This is a genomic window from Methylopila sp. Yamaguchi (genome assembly GCF_002897035.1).
Lineage (GTDB): Bacteria > Pseudomonadota > Alphaproteobacteria > Rhizobiales > Methylopilaceae > Methylopila.
Genome location: NZ_BAUX01000004.1, coordinates 1 through 18432 on the forward strand (window position 1 = coordinate 1; position 18432 = coordinate 18432).

20 protein-coding genes are annotated in these 18432 nt (G+C 71.3%); 18 read left to right on the top strand and 2 right to left on the bottom strand.

Annotated features, from left to right (window positions below; all coding sequences use genetic code 11):
* The 12 genes from METY_RS05850 to METY_RS05905 all read left to right on the top strand — a co-directional run.
* The coding region (locus METY_RS05850; RefSeq protein ID WP_146035661.1) for an SPOR domain-containing protein at window positions 1–288 on the top strand (288 nt) is incomplete at its 5' end.
* 64 nt (window positions 289–352) lie between these two features.
* Window positions 353–1372 carry a beta-N-acetylhexosaminidase gene (gene nagZ, locus METY_RS05855; RefSeq protein WP_103120460.1) on the top strand — a complete coding sequence of 340 codons (1020 nt, stop codon included), beginning with the start codon at window positions 353–355 and terminating at the stop codon, window positions 1370–1372.
* Window positions 1373–1393: 21 nt separating this feature from the next.
* The gene (locus METY_RS05860; protein WP_444849068.1) at window positions 1394–2215 is read left to right on the top strand and encodes a segregation and condensation protein A; all 822 of its coding nucleotides are present in this window, start codon (window positions 1394–1396) and stop codon (window positions 2213–2215) included.
* Window positions 2212–2961, top strand: a complete 750-nt coding sequence (gene scpB / locus METY_RS05865; RefSeq protein WP_103120461.1) for an SMC-Scp complex subunit ScpB — start codon at window positions 2212–2214, stop codon at window positions 2959–2961. Before METY_RS05860 ends, scpB begins: the two co-directional genes overlap by 4 nt.
* Before the next feature lie 65 nt (window positions 2962–3026).
* A complete protein-coding gene (locus METY_RS05870) occupies window positions 3027–4115 on the top strand; it encodes an ABC transporter ATP-binding protein (protein ID WP_103120688.1) in 1089 nt (362 codons plus the stop codon).
* 81 nt (window positions 4116–4196) lie between these two features.
* On the top strand, window positions 4197–4436 hold the full coding sequence (locus tag METY_RS05875) for a twin-arginine translocase TatA/TatE family subunit (RefSeq protein WP_020184702.1): 240 nt from the start codon (window positions 4197–4199) through the stop codon (window positions 4434–4436).
* Between the two features lie 87 nt (window positions 4437–4523).
* Window positions 4524–5099: a Sec-independent protein translocase protein TatB gene (gene tatB / locus METY_RS05880; RefSeq protein ID WP_103120462.1), complete on the top strand. Its 576-nt coding sequence runs from the start codon at window positions 4524–4526 to the stop codon at window positions 5097–5099.
* A complete protein-coding gene (tatC, locus tag METY_RS05885) occupies window positions 5096–5887 on the top strand; it encodes a twin-arginine translocase subunit TatC (RefSeq protein WP_103120463.1) in 792 nt (263 codons plus the stop codon). Before tatB ends, tatC begins: the two co-directional genes overlap by 4 nt.
* 73 nt (window positions 5888–5960) lie before the next feature.
* Window positions 5961–7238 (top strand): serine--tRNA ligase, encoded by a 1278-nt coding sequence (gene serS, locus METY_RS05890; RefSeq protein ID WP_103120464.1) that lies wholly within the window; start codon window positions 5961–5963, stop codon window positions 7236–7238.
* A 43-nt stretch (window positions 7239–7281) separates the two neighbouring features.
* Window positions 7282–8049 (top strand): 5'/3'-nucleotidase SurE, encoded by a 768-nt coding sequence (surE, locus tag METY_RS05895; RefSeq protein ID WP_103120465.1) that lies wholly within the window; start codon window positions 7282–7284, stop codon window positions 8047–8049.
* 7 nt (window positions 8050–8056) lie between these two features.
* Entirely contained in the window at window positions 8057–8719 is a 663-nt protein-coding gene (locus METY_RS05900; RefSeq protein WP_103120466.1) for a protein-L-isoaspartate(D-aspartate) O-methyltransferase, read from the top strand.
* A gap of 326 nt (window positions 8720–9045) precedes the next feature.
* Complete coding sequence (locus tag METY_RS05905) at window positions 9046–10587, top strand: peptidoglycan DD-metalloendopeptidase family protein (RefSeq protein ID WP_244593536.1); 1542 nt, start codon at window positions 9046–9048, stop codon at window positions 10585–10587.
* Window positions 10588–10789: 202 nt separating this feature from the next.
* Here the strand turns inward: METY_RS05905 and METY_RS05910 are convergent, their stop codons facing one another.
* Window positions 10790–11653, bottom strand: coding sequence for an ATP-binding protein (locus tag METY_RS05910; protein WP_103120690.1), 864 nt, complete (start codon window positions 11651–11653; stop codon window positions 10790–10792).
* 294 nt (window positions 11654–11947) lie between these two features.
* Here METY_RS05910 and yajC point away from each other — a divergent pair, with 294 nt between their 5' ends.
* From yajC to METY_RS05935, 5 genes are read left to right on the top strand one after another with little or no spacing between them, the layout of a single operon-like run.
* Window positions 11948–12289: a preprotein translocase subunit YajC gene (yajC, locus tag METY_RS05915; RefSeq protein ID WP_103120467.1), complete on the top strand. Its 342-nt coding sequence runs from the start codon at window positions 11948–11950 to the stop codon at window positions 12287–12289.
* Between the two features lie 42 nt (window positions 12290–12331).
* Window positions 12332–13951: a protein translocase subunit SecD gene (gene secD, locus METY_RS05920; protein ID WP_103120468.1), complete on the top strand. Its 1620-nt coding sequence runs from the start codon at window positions 12332–12334 to the stop codon at window positions 13949–13951.
* Between the two features lie 13 nt (window positions 13952–13964).
* Window positions 13965–14921: a protein translocase subunit SecF gene (secF, locus tag METY_RS05925; RefSeq protein ID WP_103120469.1), complete on the top strand. Its 957-nt coding sequence runs from the start codon at window positions 13965–13967 to the stop codon at window positions 14919–14921.
* 4 nt (window positions 14922–14925) lie between these two features.
* Window positions 14926–15309, top strand: coding sequence for an Mth938-like domain-containing protein (locus tag METY_RS05930; RefSeq protein ID WP_103120470.1), 384 nt, complete (start codon window positions 14926–14928; stop codon window positions 15307–15309).
* Window positions 15310–15335: 26 nt separating this feature from the next.
* Window positions 15336–16199, top strand: a complete 864-nt coding sequence (locus METY_RS05935) for a phytoene/squalene synthase family protein (protein ID WP_103120471.1) — start codon at window positions 15336–15338, stop codon at window positions 16197–16199.
* A gap of 9 nt (window positions 16200–16208) precedes the next feature.
* Here the strand turns inward: METY_RS05935 and METY_RS05940 are convergent, their stop codons facing one another.
* Window positions 16209–16814 carry an LOG family protein gene (locus METY_RS05940; RefSeq protein ID WP_103120472.1) on the bottom strand — a complete coding sequence of 202 codons (606 nt, stop codon included), beginning with the start codon at window positions 16812–16814 and terminating at the stop codon, window positions 16209–16211.
* A gap of 212 nt (window positions 16815–17026) precedes the next feature.
* Here METY_RS05940 and METY_RS05945 point away from each other — a divergent pair, with 212 nt between their 5' ends.
* Window positions 17027–18391, top strand: coding sequence for a LysM peptidoglycan-binding domain-containing protein (locus tag METY_RS05945; RefSeq protein WP_146035662.1), 1365 nt, complete (start codon window positions 17027–17029; stop codon window positions 18389–18391).
* Window positions 18392–18432 lie beyond the last annotated feature (41 nt).

Genomic DNA, 18432 nt, shown 5'->3' on the forward strand with positions numbered 1-18432 from the left:
GCCCAGGTCCCGGCGGCGGCGCCGCGTCCCTCGGCCTCCGGTGGCTTCGTGGTGCAGGTCACCTCGCAGCGGTCCGAAGCCGAAGCCCGCGCCGCCTACGCCGCGCTCCAGCGCAAGTTCCCCGGCGTGCTCGGCCAGTACGGCGCCAACATCCAGTCGGCGAACGTCGGCGACCGTGGCACGTACTACCGCGTCCGGGTCGGGCCCTTCGCCGACGGCGGCCAGGCCTCGACCGTCTGCAACAACCTCCGCTCCGCCGGCGGCGACTGCGTCGTCTCCCGCAACTGACGCCTCCCGTGCGGAGGATTTTGGAGGCCGCGCTTAGCGCGCGGCCTGAACGGCGGAACCGCTGATGCCCGCGCGCGCCTTCATCGTCGGATGCACCGGCCTCGCCCTCACCGCCGACGAGCGCGCCTTCCTGCGCGACGCCGAGCCTTGGGGGCTGATCCTGTTCGGCCGCAACGTCGGCGCCCCCGGACAGATCCGCGCTCTCGTCGCCGAGTTCCGCGACGCCGTCGGCCGCGCCGACGCGCCGGTGCTGATCGACCAGGAGGGCGGCCGCGTCCAGCGCATTCGGCCGCCGCTCGCGCTGTCCCACCCGCCCGCGGCGCGCTACGGCGAACTCTACGCCCGCGATCCGGAGGCCGGCGTCGCCGCCGCCCGCATCGGGGCGGAGCTGATGGCCGGCGAGCTCCTTTCCATGGGCATCACCATCGACTGCCTGCCCGTGCTCGACCTGCCGGTCGACGGCATGACCCAGGCGATCGGCGACCGCGCCTACGCGGACTCGCCCGAGACGGTCGCGGCCCTCGGGCAGGCGGTGGTCGAGGGCATGCTGGCCGCCGGCGTGCTGCCGGTGATTAAGCACATGCCCGGCCACGGCCGCGCCACCGTCGATAGCCACTACCACCTGCCGCGCGTTCAGGCGGATCGGGCGACGCTCGAGGCCCGCGACTTCGCGCCATTCCGGGCGCTGAAGCACGCGCCGGTGGGGATGACCGGCCATCTCGTGTTCGAGGCCATCGACCCCGAGCGCCCGGCGACGCTGTCCCCGGTCGTGCTGTCCGAGATCGTGCGCGGCCATATCGGCTTCGACGGGCTCCTTATGAGCGACGACCTCTCCATGAAGGCCCTGTCCGGCCCGGTGGGCGAGAGCGCCGCGGGCGCGCTCGCGGCCGGCTGCGACCTCGCCTTGCATTGCAACGGGGACATGGGCGAAATGCGGGAGGTCGCGGCTGCGGCGCCGCGGCTCGAAGGCCGCTCGGCCGAACGGGCGGCGGCGGCGCTCGCCCTGATCGCGACACCGGCCGGCACCGACCTTGTGGCGCTCGCGGACCAGCGCGACCGCTTGCTCGAGCGCGCCACGGCCTGACGCCGCCGGAGACCGAGATCCATGGCCGTTCCCGGCGTGGAAGGGCCTGACCCCATGTTCGAGGCCGACGAGCGGCCCGACGCGCCGCGCGCGGCCTTCGTGGTCGACCTCGACGGCTTCGAAGGCCCGCTCGATCTGCTGCTCGATCTCGCGCGCCGGCAGAAGGTGGACCTCGCGCGCCTGTCGATCCTGGACCTCGCCGAGCAGTACCTCGCCTTCGTGGAGGCGGCGCGCGCGGAGCGGCTCGATCTCGCGGCCGACTACCTCGTGATGGCGGCGTGGCTCGCCTATCTCAAGTCCCGGCTTCTGCTGCCCGAGCCGCCGGCCGATGACGACGAGCCTCCCGCGGAGATCGTGGCCGCGGCGCTCGCCTTTCGGCTGCGACGCCTGGAGGCGATGCGCGCGGCGGGCGCGGCGCTGGTCGACCGGCCTCTGCTCGGCCGCGACGTCTTCGTACGCGGGGAGGAGCCGGAGGAGCGCGACGGGCGCCGCCCGCAGTGGACCGCAAGCCTCTACGACCTGCTGTCGGCCTACGCCCGCCAGCGCGCCCGCACCTTCTCCGCGCCGGTCACCATCGCCCGGCGGCCGCACTGGACGCTGGCCGAAGCCCGCGCCGCGCTCGAGCGCCTCGTCGGGCCCGCGGCTGACTGGGCGCGTCTCGACGGCTTGCTGCTTGGCTTCATGACGCCGGAACTGCGCGCCTCGGTGCTGGCCTCCGGCCTCGGCGCGTCGCTCGAGCTGGCGCGGGAGGGACGCATGGACCTCCGCCAGGAGCGCGCCTTCGGTCCGCTGTTCGTGCGCTCCGCCAAGCCGCTCGCTCCCACGCCCCCGGAACGGTCGTGACAGAGCGCGACCCGAACAGCCGCTTCGCGCCGAGGGGCGCGAACGAGCCGCCGCTGCCGCTTGAGGGATTCGGCGGCACGTTGAGCCCGGACGACGTCGCCCGCGCGCCGGAGCTGCACCTGCGGATCCTGGAAGCGGTGCTGTTCGCCGCGCGCGCCCCGGTGGAGGAGACGGCGCTCGCCGCGCGTCTCCCCGAGGGCGCGGACGTGCGCGCCGCGCTGCGGGTGCTGGCCCATCGCTACGCCAGCCGCGGCGTGAACCTCAGGAGAGTCGATCGGGCCTGGGCCTTCCGCACCGCGCCGGATGTGGCGGCGTCGCTGTCTGAGGCGATCGTCGAGCCGAAGAAGCTCTCGCGCGCCGCGATCGAGACCCTCGCCATCATCGCCTACCACCAGCCGACGACGCGGGCCGAGATCGAGGAGATCCGCGGCGTCGCGACCTCCAAGGGCACGCTCGACGCGCTGCTGGAGGCCGGCTTCGTGCGCCTGCGCGGGCGACGCCGCTCTCCGGGACGCCCGGTCACCTTCGGCACCACCCCGGGCTTCCTCGATCACTTCGGCCTTGAACAGGTCTCCGACCTCCCCGGCCTTGACGAACTGAAGGCGGCGGGGCTTCTCGACGCCCGGCTCCCGCCGGGGCTCGCCATGCCGCAGCCGTCGGACGATCCCGGCCTTGCGCCGGACGAGGAGCCGCTGGGCGCGGACGATCCGTTCGCCGCGCTCGAGATCGGCGACGGGGAGGAATGACCGATGCAGGCCCCAAGCGAACGACGCGCGGCGACCGAGCGGCGGCGACCGGCGCCGGTCCTGCGATGAACGCCGTTGCGTCCGCCGCGCGTCCGCTCGTTCCCCGGGCCGATCCCGCGGCGCTCGCCTTCGACGACGTCTTCCACGCCTATGGCCGCGCCGTCGCCGTCGACCACGTGTCGCTCGAAGTCCGACCCGGCGCGGTGGTGGCGCTGCTCGGGGAATCCGGCTGCGGCAAGACCACGCTGCTGCGCATCGCGGCGGGCGTCGAGCGGCCGGGCGGGGGCGCGGTGCGGCTGGACGGGCGGGTGGTCTCGGCCGGGCCGGACTACCTGCCGCCGGAGAGGCGCGGCGTCGGGCTGATGTTCCAGGACTACGCCCTGTTCCCCCATATGACCGTGCTTGCCAACGTGCTGTTCGGGCTCAAGACCCTGCCGCGCGCCGAGGGAGACGCGCGGGCGAGGGCGGCGCTCGCGCGCGTCGGGATGTCGGCCCATCTCGGCCGTTATCCCACGGAGCTGTCCGGCGGGCAGCAGCAGCGCGTTGCGCTCGCGCGCGCCATCGCCCCGCGGCCGCGGGTGCTGCTGATGGACGAGCCATTCTCCGGCCTCGACAAGCGCCTGCGCGACGCGGTGCGCGACGAGACCGTCGCCGTGCTGCGCGAGACCGGCGCGACGGCGATGATCGTCACCCACGATCCGGAGGAGGCGATGCGCATGGCCGACGAGATCGTGCTGATGCGGGAAGGGCGCGTGGCGCAGGCCGGCGCCCCGGAGGCGCTTTACCGGACGCCCGCGGATCTCTTCGTCGCGCGCTTCTTCTCGGAGCTCAACGAACTGCCCGCGGTCGTGCGCGCGGGCCGCGCCGCCTGCGCGCTGGGCGACCTCCCCGCGGCCGGCGTGCCGGACGGCCCGGCGGTGGTCGCGGTGCGGCCGCACGGTCTGCGCATCGGCGTCCGAGGCGAGGGGACGCCTGCGCGAATCGTCGCGCGCCGATTCCTGGGCGAAGCGGAGCAGATCGATCTCTTAGTCGATGGTCTAACGAAGCCGCTCAGGGCGCGGGCGCGTCCCGGCGGAGACGCATCGCCGGGAACTGACGTCGGCGTGACATTCGATACGTCGGAAAGTCTTGTGTTCGTTGCACGCGGCGCCTAGTTTCCGGAACACGACAGGCGGCGCGCCGCCGGACGCTCGCGTGCGGGCGAGGTCCTGACTGCCGCTTCGAAAGGAAATGTCATGAGTCTCACGCATTGGTTGGTCGTCGCCGTGCTGGTGATGCTGCTGTTCGGTCGCGGCAAGATTTCTGAGCTCATGGGCGACATGGCCAAGGGCATCAAGAGCTTCAAGAAGGGCCTCGCCGAGGACGACGACGTCGCCGAGGGCATGTCCCAGTCCCGGCCGGCGCAGCCGATCGAGCATCGCGCGGACGCCCAGGTTCGTCCCGGCGTCGGCAGCGTCGACGGCAGCAAGTCCTGACGTCCAAGTCCTGACGTCGAGGTCTCCGCGGCGGCGTCCACCGCGCGCTGTGCCTCGGCTGAGCGCCCCTGACGGGGGCTGAGCCTCATGTTCGACATCGCCTGGTCCGAGTTTCTGGTCGTCGCGGTCGTGGCGCTCGTCGTCGTGGGGCCGAAAGACCTTCCTGCGTTGCTGCGCAACGTCGGGCGCATGGTCGCGACCGTGCGGCGCATGGCCGGCGAGTTCCAGACCCAGTTCAACGACGCCATGCGCGAGGCCGAACTGGACGACCTCAAGCGCGAGGTGAGCGGCCTGAAGGACATTGCGTCCAAGGCGACGTCCTCGCCGAACCCGTTCCAGATCGCCCGCGACGAGATCCGCAAGGCGGTCGACGCAAAGCCGGCCGCGCCCTCGGCGCTGGCGGGCGAGGCGGCCGCGTCCTCCCTGGTCGACGATCAGCCGATTCCCTCCGCGCTCGCGCCGGCTCCGACGAACGACGACGCCGAGACCGGCCCGGACGTCGTCGCGTCCGGCCTGTCGGGGATCGAGACCCCCGCCGGGCCGAATGGCGCTGGGCCGCATACTCCCGGACCCGACGCTGCAGGGCCTGTGGACGCCGAGCCTGCTCACGCGCCGTCCCCCGCGCCAGCCGAACCTCCTCATTCTTCGAGCGCCGCTTCGTGAGCCAAGCCGACATTGACTCCACCAAGGCGCCGCTGATCGAGCACCTGATCGAGCTGCGCTCGCGGCTCATTCGCTCGATTCTCGCCTTCGCGATCGCTTTCGGCGTCTGCTTCGCCGTCGCAGGGCACATCTTCAACCTGCTGCTCGTGCCCTACGAGATCGCCGCCGGCTCGGCCGAGGCGATCCGGCTGCAGTACACGGCGCCGCAGGAGTACTTCATCACGCAGATCAAGCTCGCCATGTTCGGCGCGGGCTTCATCTCGTTCCCGATCGTCGCGAACCAGATCTACAAGTTCGTGGCGCCCGGCCTCTACAAGAACGAGCGCTCGGCCTTCCTGCCGTATCTCGTGGCGACGCCCGTGCTGTTCCTGATGGGCGCGGCTTTCGTGTATTTCGCCGCGATGCCGCTTGCGATGCGGTTCTTCCTGTCGATGCAGCAGGCGGGCGGCGACGGCCACGCCTCGATCGAGCTGATCGCCCGTACCAGCGAGTACCTCTCGCTGGTCATGACGCTGATCTTCGCCTTCGGCATCTGCTTCCAGACGCCGGTGATCCTGACGTTGCTCGCCCGCGCCGGCTTCATCGACTCGCAGTGGCTGAAGGACAAGCGGCGCTACGCCATCGTGGCGGTGTTCGCGATCGCCGCGGTGCTGACGCCGCCCGACGTGATCAGCCAGGTCGCGCTTGCCGTGCCGACGATCCTTTTGTACGAGGCCTCGATCGTCGTCGTGAAAATGGTCGAGAAGAAGCGGGCGGAGGCTGAGAAGGCCGAAGGTTCGCCGGACTAGGCCGGGGGCGTTCTCGCCTCCGACGCGATGACGCCGGTTGGTTGAGATTTCAAACCCTTAGGTCCGTTTCTCCATGCACGACATCCGCCTGATCCGCGACGATCCCGAGAGCTTCGACCGGGGGCTCGCGCGGCGCGGGCTGACGCCGCTGAGCGGCCGGCTGATCGCGCTCGACGAACGCCGCCGCGAGGTCATCGGCCGCCTGCAGGCGATCCAGGAGCGCCGCAACGCCGCCTCCAAGGAGGTCGGCCAGGCCAAGGCGCAGAAGGACGAAGCTCGCGCCGCCGCGCTGATCGAGGAGGTGGCGAAGCTCAAGCTGGACGCGCCCGCGGCGGAGGCCGAGCAGAAGGCGGTCGAGCTGGAGCTCGAGGCGACGCTGGCCGAAATCCCGAACATCCCGTTCGACGAGGTGCCGGACGGCCCCGACGAGACCGCGAACGTCGAGCTCCGTCGTGTCGGGACCCCGCGCGAGATCCACGACCCCAAGGCGCACTACGATCTCGGCGAGGCGCTCGGCCTGATCGACTTCGAGGCCGCCTCGCGCATGTCCGGGGCGCGCTTCGCCGTGCTCAAGGGCCAGGTGGCGCGGCTCGAGAGGGCGCTCGCGGGCTTCATGCTCGACCTCCACACGACGGAGCACGGCTATACGGAGATCGCGCCGCCGCTGCTGGTGCGCGATGAGGCGATGTTCGGCACGGCGCAACTGCCTAAGTTCGCCGACGACCAGTTCCGTACGAGCTTCGATTTCTGGCTGATCCCGACCGCCGAGGTCTCGCTGACGAACCTCGTGCGCGAGCAGATCCTGTCGGAGGAGGAACTGCCACTGCGGGTCACGGCCGGCACGCCCTGCTTCCGCGCAGAGGCGGGGGCCGCGGGCCGCGACACGCGCGGGCTGATCCGCCAGCACCAGTTCACCAAGGTCGAACTGGTCTCGGTCACCACGCCGGAGAAGAGCCTCGAGGAGCACGAGCGCATGCTCGCCTGCGCCGAGGAGGTGCTGAAGCGTCTGGAGCTGCCGTTCCGCACCATCACGCTCTGCACCGGCGACATGGGCTTCTCCTCGCGCAAGACATACGACATCGAGGTCTGGCTGCCGGCGCAGAAGACCTACCGCGAGATTTCGAGCTGCTCGGTCTGCGGCGACTTCCAGGCGCGGCGCATGAACGCGCGCTACCGCCCCGCGGACAGCAAGGGGCCCCGCTTCGTTCACACGCTGAACGGCTCCGGCGTCGCCGTCGGTCGCGCGCTGGTCGCGGTGCTGGAGAACTACCAGCAGGAGGACGGTTCGATCGCCGTGCCCGCCGCGCTGCAGCCCTATATGGGCGGGCTGACGACGATCGGGCGGGCGTGATGGCGCTCGCCGACGCACGCACCGACCGGAGAGCCGCCTGCGCATGAGAATTCTCCTCACCAACGACGACGGCATCCACGCCGAGGGCCTCGAGGCGCTGGAGCAGATCGCGCGCGAGCTGACCGACGACGTCTGGGTCGTCGCGCCGGAGACCGACCAGTCCGGCGCCTCGCATTCGATCTCGCTCAGCGACCCGCTGCGGCTGCGCCAGATCGGCGAGAAGCGCTTCGCCGTGCGCGGCACGCCGAGCGACTGCGTGATCATGGGCGTGCGGCACGTGCTCTACGACGCGCGGCCGGACCTGATCCTCTCCGGCGTCAACCGCGGCCAGAACGTCGCCGAGGACGTCACCTATTCCGGCACCATCGCCGGCGCCATCGAGGGCACGCTGCTCGGCGTGCCGTCGATCGCTCTGTCGCAGAACTACGACCGCACCCGCGACCTCGAGGACATGTACGCCTCGGCGCGGGTCCACGGCGCCGAGGTCGTCCGCCGCGTCATCAAGGCGGGCTTCGCGCCCGACCGGCTGGTCAACGTCAACTTCCCCGGCTGCGCGCCGGAGGAGGTCCAGGGCGTCGCCGTCTCGTCCCAGGGCAAGCGCAACCAGGAGCTTCTGCGGATCGAGAAGCGCGAGGACGGGCGCGGGCAGCCTTACTTCTGGATCGCCTTCGGCCGGGCGCCGGTGGAGGCCGGAGAGGGCACGGACCTCGCCGCGATCCGCGACCGCCGGATTTCGGTGACGCCGCTGAAGATCGATCTGACGGACCACGACACCTTCGACGGCCTGCGCGCCGCCTTCGCCGACGCTTGAGCAGTCGATGACCGAGGGGCGCGACGAGGCCGAACGCACCCGCCGCGCCGAGCTCGTGCTCAAGCTGCGCTCGCGCGGCGTCCGCGACATGCGCCTCCTGCGCGCGATCGAAATGATCCCGCGGACGCTGTTCGTGCGGGCCGAGCACGCCGACGTCGCCTACGCCGACCGCGCGCTCCCGATCGCCTGCGGGCAGACGCTCGAATCGCCGTTCCAGATCGCGGCGACGACCGAGGCGCTCGGCGTCGGGGAGGCCGACGTCGTGCTCGAGGTCGGCTGCGGCACCGGCTACCAGACGGCGATCCTCGCCAGCCTCGCGAGCCGCGTCGTCGCGATCGACCGCTGGCGCGGGCTCGTCGAGGCGGCGGAGAAGCGCCTCGAGCGGCTCGGAGGCGCGCCGAACGTGGCCTTCGTCGCCGCTGACGGCCTCCAGGGCCGCGCGCCCGAAGCGCCGTTCGACCGCATCCTGATCTCGGGCGCGGTGCTCGCCCCGCCGTCGGCGCTGCTCAACCAGTTGAAGCCCGGCGGCGTGATGGTCGCGCCGATCGGGCAGGGCGCCCGCCTGCGCCTCACCCGCTTCCGCAAGGGCCCGAACGGGGACGTCGAGGACAGCCTCATCGGCTTCGTCCGGGCGTCTCCCATGACTCCCGGCCGAGCTGCGGCTCTCTGAAAGGCGATCCGCCAGCTTGCGCCGTCCCTTCTCCGTTGCGGAAGAAGGCGGCGCGAAGCGCTGGGCGAGGGGGCGTCCTAAACATCGACGAGGGCGTCCCAGACGACCCCACCCTTGCCCTCTTCCGCAGGGGGAGCCGGGGACCGCGACGGCGCGCTGCGATCGGCATCGCGGAGCGTCGCGCCGTCGCCCGCCCTCCATCGCTCGCCCCATTGTGAAAAGACTTGCGGCGCCTTCGTGGCTTTTCGCCTTGAAGCTAACCGTATGTTTACCTCAACGGCTCTTTACTACGTTCATGTTGGTCGAAGTCGTTGCGAGTGTCCCACATGCGTAATGTCGTTCCGTGCCTCCGCGCCAAGCTGCTGGCGCGGGCCGCTCTCATCGCCTTCGCCGCCAGCGGCGTGGCCGCCTGCAGCTCGGACTCCAGCCGCTTCGGGGAGTCCCCGTTCTCCAACCCGTTCGCGTCGGCCTCGTCCTCGGAGCCGACGTACCGGGCCCCGGCCGAGCCGCGCTACACCGGCACGGTCCAGGCGGCTCCCACCAGCCGCATCGAGCGGGCGCCGCTCGGCGCGCCGAGCCCCGCCCAGTCCGCGCCGATGCGCGGCTTCGGCGGCCAGCAGAGCCACAACCAGCCCCGCTCCGGCTCCTATGAGCCGCAGAGCACCGGCTCCATCCCGTCGGTGTCCCGCACCGCGATCGCCCGCCCGGCGCCGTCCGTCTCCGCGGCGTCCTCCAACTGGAGCGCCGAGGGCGGATCGACCGTCACGCTCGCACAGGGCGAGAGCGTCCACACCCTGTCGCAGCGCTATGGCGTGCCGGCGAGCGCCATCATGCAGGCGAACGGCCTGTCGAGCGCCAGCGCCGTCGGCCCCGGCTCCCGCGTCGTGATCCCGGTCTACTCCAGCGGCGGCTCCCGCATGGGCGCATCGGCCCCGGTCGTCGAGGCTCCCCGCGTCGCCGCGGCCCCTCAGACCGTCGAGGCTCCCCGCATGGCGGCGGCGCAGGCTCCGGCCCGCGGCGGCGTTCACACGGTCGCCCCCGGCGAAACCCTGTCCTCCGTCGCCCGCCAGTACAACGTCAGCCGCACGGCTCTGGCCGAGGCCAACAACATCTCCTCGGACACCATGGTCCGCAGCGGCCAGAAGCTCTCGGTGCCGGGCGCCGGGCAGCAGATGGCGGCCGTGAAGCCGGTGGCGCCGGTCGCTCCGCCGGCAGCCGTCAACGGCCGCGAGCCGAAGATGCAGTTCGTCCAGGGCGCCCAGCCCAAGGGCGCGGCTCCCGTCGCCGCCCCGGTCGCGCCCGTCGCGGCCCCGGCGGCCCGCACGGCCCAGGCCGCGCCGGCGCTGAAGCCGAGCGTCCCCGGCGCCGAGCCGCAGGCCCGCGCCTTCGCCGGCGCGCCGACCAAGCCGAGCGCCGCGCCTGAGCCGTCCGAGCAGGTCAAGACCGCGTCGATCAAGGTCGACGCCACCCCCGAAGCGGCGCCCTCGGGCCCGTCCTTCCGCTGGCCGGTCCGCGGCCGCGTGATTTCCGGCTACGGCTCGAAGGCGAGCGGCGCGACCAACGACGGCATCAACCTCGCGGTGCCGGAAGGCACCGACGTGAAGGCCTCCGACGACGGCGTGGTGGCCTACGCCGGCAACGAGCTGAAAGGCTTCGGCAATCTCGTGCTGATCCGCCACTCCAACGGCTGGGTCACGGCGTACGCGCACAACAGCGCGCTGGAAGTGAAGCGCGGCGAAACCATCCGCCGCGGCCAGGTCATCGCGAAGTCCGGCTCGACGGGCAACGTGACCTCGCCCCAGCTCCACTTCGAAGTCCGCAAGGGCGCCCAGGCGGTCGACCCGATGCAGCACCTCGCCGGCATCTAACGCCGCGCTCCGATCCGACATTGCGAACCCGGGCGGCCGAGAGGCCCTCCGGGTTTTCGCGTTTTCAAGGCCCAGGCCCGCGGATTGATTCAGATCGCGCCGTCATGCCCGCGCTTTTGTGTGGCCATGACGCGCTCGCGGCGCGCTAGAGGGCCCGATCGTGGATACCCCGCTCCGCCGGGAGTCCCGGTGGCCCCGCGCGTCAGTCCCCCAGCCGCCCCGCAAGATCCTGGACGAACTGCCACGCCACGCGGCCGGAGCGGGAGCCGCGGGTGGTGGACCATTCCAGCGCCTCGCGCCTGAGCTGCTCCGGATCGGCGGTCAGCCCGAGATGGTCGACGTAGCCCTTCACCATGGAGAGGTACTCGTCCTGGCTGCAGCGGTGGAAGCCGAGCCAGAGGCCGAAGCGGTCCGAGAGAGAGACCTTCTCCTCCACCGCCTCGCCCGGGTTGATCGCGGTCGAGCGCTCGTTCTCGATCATCTCGCGCGCCAGCAGGTGGCGGCGGTTCGAGGTCGCGTAGAGCAGCACGTTCGCCGGCCGGCCCTCGACGCCGCCGTCGAGCACGGCCTTCAGCGACTTGTAGGAGGTGTCCTCGGCGTCGAACGACAGGTCGTCGCAGAACAGAAGAAAGGGGTAGGGCGCCGGCCGCAGCAGGCCCATCAGGACCGGGAGCGATTCGATGTCCTCGCGGTGGATCTCGACGAGCTTCAGCGGCGCCTTGCCCTCGGCGACCAGCGTGGCGGAGACGGTCGCATGCGCGGCCTTCACCAGCGAGCTCTTGCCCATGCCGCGCGCGCCCCACAGCAGGGCGTTGTTCGCCGGCCGCCCCCGCGCGAAGCGCAGGGTGTTGTCGAGAAGCTGGTCGCGGACCCGGTCGATGCCCTTCAGCAGCACGAGGTCGACGCGCGAGACCGCCGGCACCGGCTGCAGCCGCGTTTCGCCTGCGTTCCACACGAAGGCGTCCGCGGCGTCGAAGTCCGGCGTCTGCGCCTTCGGCGGCGACAGCCGGTCGAGCGCCTCGGCGATGCGCAGCAGCAGCGCGTCGCGGGTGTCGGTCGCGGGCATGGAGTAGAACGGATCGGACACGGAGCTTGCCTCTGGGTTACGGGGCGCGAAGCCTGCGGCCGTCGTTATCGCGGGGCGGGAGACGCGTCCACAACGGCGCGGGCATGGCGGCTCCCCGGCCGCCGCCTGTTCGACGAAGGGCGCAGGCGCGTCCCATCCGACCCGTGATTTGATTTCGTAAGGCCCGTGGCTATAGTCCGCGCGCTTTCGCCGGGGCGCGCGCTCCGGCTTTTCCGCGAAGGTTGAAGCCGGCTCCCCTGAGCGAGGCGCAAAACCCCGCCACCGGAGCCTAAGATGTTCAGCACTCCCGCTTTCGCCCAGGCCGCCACGGGGGCTCCCGGCGGCACGGACTTCCTGATCCAGATCCTGCCCTTCCTGCTGATCTTCGTGATCATGTACTTCCTGATTCTGCGTCCGCAGCAGAAGCGGGTGAAGGCGCATCAGGAGATGATCAAGAACGTTCGCCGCGGCGATACGATCGTGACCTCCGGCGGGCTGATCGGAAAAGTGATTAAGGTCACTGACGATTCCGAGGTGCAGGTCGAGATCGCCGACAACGTGCGCGTCCGCTTGTCCCGCGCGATGATCGCCGAAGTCCGCGCCAAGGGCGAACCCGTGAAGACCGACGCGGCCTGATCGTCATCGATCGGGCTTGAGACGGCGAGGCCGCGCGACAGCATGCTCCACTTCTCCACCTGGAAGACGGCCGCCATCGGCGCCCTCTGCCTGCTCGGCGTCATCTTCGCGCTGCCGAACGTGCTGCCGCAGTCCGTGCGCGATAGCTACCCCAGCTGGTTCCCGGCCCGCACCATCGTGCTGGGCCTGGACCTGCAGGGCGGCTCGCAACTGCTTCTCGAAGTCGACGGCGAAGCTCTGAGGAAGAGCCGCGCGATCGGCCTCCAGGAAGAGGCGCGGCGCGTGATGCGGGAAGCCCGCATCGGCACGACCGGGATCGACCTCAACGGCATGACGGTCGCCGTCACGCTGCGCGATCCCAACGATCTGGCGAAGGCGCAGGAGCGGCTCCGCACGCTCGCCCAGCCGATCGGAAGCTCGGCGTTCTCGCCGGGGACCGGTCAGCTCGACCTCGAGGTCGGACAGCGCAACGCGAACGTCGCGACCGCGACGCTGACCGATCAGGGGCTCCAAGCCCGCGTCCGTCAGGCGGTCGACCAGTCGCTCGAGGTCATCCGCCGCCGCGTCGACCAACTCGGCACGGTCGAGCCTTCGATCCAGCGCCAGGGCGCCGACCGCGTGCTCGTGCAGGTGCCGGGCCTCGCCGATCCCCAGCGGCTGAAGGACATCCTCGGCCAGACCGCCAAGCTCGAGTTCCGGCTCGTCGACCCGAACTTCCCCATCGGCCAGCCGCCGTCGGGACCGCTGCCGGCGGGTTCGGAGCTGATGTACGAGGGCGGGAGCGAGGGCAATCCGGGAATCCCCGTGGTGGTCGAGCGCCGCGTCATCGTCTCCGGCGAGGACCTGACCGACGCCCAGCCGGGCTTCGACCAGAACAACCGGCAGCCGATCGTCTCCTTCAAGTTCAACACCCGCGGCGCCCAGGCCTTCGCCCAGGTGACGCGCGAGAACGTCGGGCGACCCTTCGCGATCGTGCTGGACAACAAGGTGATCTCCGCGCCGCGGATCAACGAGCCGATCACCGGCGGCTCCGGGCAGATCTCGGGCAACTTCACCGTGGAGAGCGCGAACGACCTCGCGGTGCTGCTGCGCGCCGGCGCGCTGCCGGCTCCGCTGAACGTGGTCGAGGAGCGCACCGTCGGCCCCGGCCTCGGCCAGGACTCGATCACCGCGGGCACCCGCGCCACCTGGGTCGCCGCGATCTTTGTGATCGTGTTCATGTTCGCGACCTACGGCGTGTTCGGCTTCTTCGCGAACATCGCGCTCGTCGTGCACGTGGTGTTCATCTTCGCGCTGATGTCGCTGCTCGGGGCCACGCTGACCCTGCCCGGCATCGCCGGCATCGTGCTGACCATCGGCACGGCGGTCGATTCCAACGTGCTGATCTACGAGCGCATCCGCGAGGAGTTCCGCGCCGGGCGCAGCATGGTCTCGGCGATCGAGAGCGGCTTCAAGCACGCCTTCGCGGTCATCGTGGACTCGAACTCCACCATGGCGATCGCGGCCATCATCCTGTTCCTGCTGGGATCGGGCCCCGTCCGCGGCTTCGCGGTGGTGTTCCTGCTCGGTATCCTCACGACCGTGATCACCGCCGTCACCATGACGCGCCTGATGATCGCGCTGTGGTACCGCCGCACCCGTCCCACCACGATGCCGTTCTGAGGGGCGCCCGGTCATGCGTTTGATCCGACTGTTCCCCGACGACAGCAAGTTCCGCTTCGTCCGCTGGCGGGTGCTGAGCTTCCCGTTCTCGGCCTTCATCACCGTCACGACGGTGGTCCTGTTCCTGACCGTCGGCCTCAACTTCGGCATCGACTTCACCGGCGGCACGCTGATGGAGATGCAGGCGAAGTCCGGCCAGGCCGACCTGGCGGCCGTGCGCTCCACCGCGCATTCGTTCGAGGTCGGCGAAGTCGAGGTGCAGGAGTTCGGCCAGGGCGGGCAGGTCTCGGTGCGCTTTCGCACCCAGCCTGGCGGCGAGGGAGCGCAAAGCGCGCTCGTCCAGAAGGCCCGCGCGGCGTTCCAGAACGACTACGAGATCCGCCGGGTCGAGACCGTCGGCCCCCGCGTGTCGGGCGAGCTGGTGCAGTCCGGCACGCTCGGCGTGGTGCTCTCGATCGTCTCGGTGCTGGTCTACCTCTGGTTCCGGTTCGAGCTGAACCTCGCCATCGGCGCGGTCATCGGCACGCTGCACGACATCGTGCTCACGGTGGGCTTCTTCCTGATCACGCGGGAAGAGTTCAACATGACCTCGATCGCGGCGATCCTCACCATCGTGGGCTACTCGCTGAACGAGACGGTGGTGGTGTTCGACCGCACGCGCGAGCTGCTGCGGAAGTACAAGAACATCCCGACGGAGGAGCTGCTCGACCTGTCGATCAACTCGACCATGTCGCGCACCGTGATGACCGCAACGACGACGGCGCTGTCGCTGCTCGCGCTGGTGCTGTTCGGCGGCCAGGCGATCCAGGGCTTCGCCAACGTGATGCTGTTCGGCGTCCTGATCTGCACCTACTCGGCGATCTTCGTCTCGACCCCGATGCTGATCTATCTCGGGGTGAAGACCTCGGCGCGCGCAGCCGCGGACGCAAAGGCGGAGGCCGACGCCAAGGCGGCGCAGGTTCGCGCCTGAGTCGATGGCGGCCTCCGACGACGGTCGCCATCTGCCTGGCGCGCATCTGATCGACGCCTACGGCGGCGGCGGCTTCCGGTTCGCCGACCTGTCCCATCGGGGCTCGCTGCTGGCGCTGCCGTCCGGCATGTGGGCTTGGCCCGTCGCCCACGCGTCCGAGCTCGACGAGGCGGCCTTCGCGCGGGTCATCGCGGAGGCCGATGGGATCGACACGCTGCTCGTCGGAACCGGGGGCGACATCGCGCCGTTGCGTAAGCCCGTGCGCGAGGCGCTGCGCGCCGCCGGGCTGGTGGTCGAGACCATGGCGACCGGCGCCGCGGCGCGGACCTGGAACATCCTGATCGCGGAGAAGCGCCGCGTGGCCGCGGCGCTGATCGCCGTCGCCTGACGCGGGCTGGGGCCGGAGAGCCGCCTTTGACCGAGCCGTCCCAAGACCTGTCGAAGGACCCGGTGGGGAGCCTCGTCCGCGATCTGGACTTCGACCGCTACGCGGCGAGCCTGTTCGCGCCCGCCGCCGCCCGGCCGCATCTCGTCGCGCTTGCGGCCTACGACCTCGAACTCGCCCGGGTGCGCGACGTCGTCTCCGATCCTATGCCGGGCGAAATCCGTCTGCAGTGGCGGCGCGACGCGCTGGCCGAACCTGAGCGCGCCGACGCCATGGCGGACCCGGTCATGCGCGCGCTCGAAGCCGCCATCCGCCACGGCGCCCTGCCGCGGCAGGCTTTGGACGGGCTGGCCGAAGCCCGCATCGCGGATCTCTACGACGATCCGATCGCTTCGGTCGACGAACTGACCGCCCGCCTCGGCGAGACCCACTCCGTCCCGCTTCGCCTCGCGACGTTGATCCTCGCGGGCGGCAAGGACCCCGGCGGCGCCGACGTCGCCGGCCATGGCGGGGTGGCGCTCGGCCTCACGCGGCTGCTGTCGGGGCTCCCGGCGCAGGCCGCGCGCGGACAGCTGCTGCTGCCGACCGACCGCATGGCGGCGCATGGCGTGCGGCGGGAGGACGTGATCGCCTGGCGCGCAAGCCCTGGCCTCGCGGCCTTGCTCCGGGAGCTGTCCAGCCTCGCCCGCGGTCATCTCGCGAGCGCCCGGGCCGCCTTCGACTCGCTGGAGCCCGTCGCGGCGCCGGCCTTTCTCCCGCTCGCCCTGATCGAAGGCGATCTGAAAGCCCTCGACCGCCGGGCCGACCAGCCGTTCGCCCCCCGCGCGCGGCCGGCGATCTGGCTCAGGCTGCTCCGCCTGTGGCGGGCGAGCAAACGCGCGCGGCCGTTCTGACGAACCGCCTTACAGCCGCTCGAGCGCTTCTTCGTCCTCTTCCGGGCCGAGCGCCTCGAGCACCGGAACAGCGGCCTCGAGCATCGGGAGAATGTCCTCGATCTTGCTCGCGACGACATACGGCACATCGAGGCCCTGGCGGATGAAGCCTTCGGTCTGCATGTGCTCGATCAGCGTCAGCAGCGGCGTCCAGAAGCCGTCGAGGTCGGCGATCAGGATCGGCTTGTCGTGGCGGCCGAGCTGCGCCCAGGTGAGCTGCTCGACCAGCTCCTCGAGCGTGCCGACGCCGCCGGGCAGCGCCACAAAGGCGTCGGAGCGCTCGAACATCAGGCGCTTCCGCTCATGCATGTCAGCCGTCACCACGAGCTCCTGGACGTCGCCGAGCATCACCTCGCGATCGACCAGGAACTGCGGAATGATCCCCGTGACGTGGCCGCCATTGGCGAGCGTGGCGCGCGCGACGGCCCCCATCAGGCCGATGTTTCCGCCGCCGTAGACCAGCCGGACCCCGGCTTTGGCCAGCGCAACCCCCAGCGCCGTGGCGTTTTCGATGTGTTCGGGGCGGGCGCCGGGGCTGGAGCCGCAATAGACGCAGACAGTCTGGATTCGGTTCATGCTTTGGATTTGGGGGTTGGACCATGGCGGGGTCAAGACGATCCGGCGAGGATCGCGCCGCTGTTTCATCGCTTGATCAGCGAGACCAAAGAGTCGTGCACGCAGAACTAAGCCGTTGTAGGACAGTGCGATTGAAGTCTGTGTGACGGTCCGGCGGGGTGCAGCGGCCGCCCGCGGGACGTCGGGGACGTGTGGGGACGATGGATCAGGCGGTGAAACGGGGCTTTGCGGCCGGCTTCGTCGTGGTGGCGGTGGCGGTCGCCGTCTATGGCTGGCAGCGCGCCTCCGCTCCGACCCCTCCGGCCCGGCAGGCCGAGCGGCCGGCCGATCCCGGTCCTGCGCCCGCGCCCGGCGCCCCCTCCGCCGCGCTCAAGCCGCAGCCTGACGCGCCGGCCGCCGCGCCGAAGGTTCCGGAGATTCCAGCGCTTGTGACGCCGCCGGGCGGGACCGCGGCCGCCCCGTCGCCGACCGCTCCGGCGGCCCGCGCGCCGGCGGATCCCGCCAAGCCCTCGTTCGACGTGGTGCGTGTGGAGCCGTCGGGCGAGATGGTGGTGGCCGGGCGCTGCGTCGCGAACTGCGCGGTCGCGCTCACCGCGAACGGCAAGACGCACGAGAGCGCCAAGGCCGACGCGCAGGGCCAGTTCGCCATGACGCCGGCGCCTTTGCCGCCCGGCGATTACCAGATCGGCCTGACGGTGACGCAGCCGGACGGGAAGACCATCGTCTCGGATCAGACCCTCACCGTGTCGGTGCCGAAGCCGCCGTCGAAGGACGTCGTGGTGGTGCTGAACAAGCCCGGCGCGCCGTCGCAGATCCTGCAACGCCCGGAAGCGCCTCCGGCCGAACCGAAGGTGGCCGCCGCAGCCGACCCCGCCCGCGCGCCGGCTTCGACGCCGTCCGCGGCGCTGACGGACGGCCCCCGCGCGTCAGCCGGGGGCAAGCTCGCGATCATCGCGGTCGAGACCGAGAACGGCCGGTTCTTCGCGCAGGGCTCCGGGCCGGCGGACGGCCGCCTGCGGCTCTACCTCAACAATGCGCCCGTCGCGTCGGCCACCATCGGCGGCGACGGCCGCTGGTCGCTCCGCGTCGAGCGCGGCCTGGCGCCAGGCTCCTACGTCGTCCGCGCCGACCAGCTCGATCCGAAGAGCGCGCGGGTCGTCGCCCGCGCCGAGGCGACCTTCACTTACGCCGGACCGCCCACGGCGGGCGCGCCCCTCGCCAACGCCGCCCCGGCGGGCCAGCCCTCGGGAGCCCAGCGTTCTGAAGCCCAGCCGTCAGCAGGCGCAGCCCCCGGCGCTGCGACCTCGGAGGCTCCCCAGACGGCGGCGGCGACGCCGGCTCCCCCTGCCTCCGACGCCGCGAACCCAGTGGTCGGCGCCATTGGCGCGGTGAAGGTCGAGCGCGGCGACAGCCTCTGGCGCATCTCGCGCTCGAACTACGGCGCCGGCGCGCGCTACACCGTCATCTATCAGGCGAACGACGGCCAGATCCGCAATCCGAATTTGATCTATCCTGGCCAAGTCTTCGTACTTCCGAACGAATCCGCTGACGGACAGACGCCGCCGGCGCGCCCCTGACGGCGGCGGGCCGCTGACCGCGAGACGGACCGGCCGCTTGC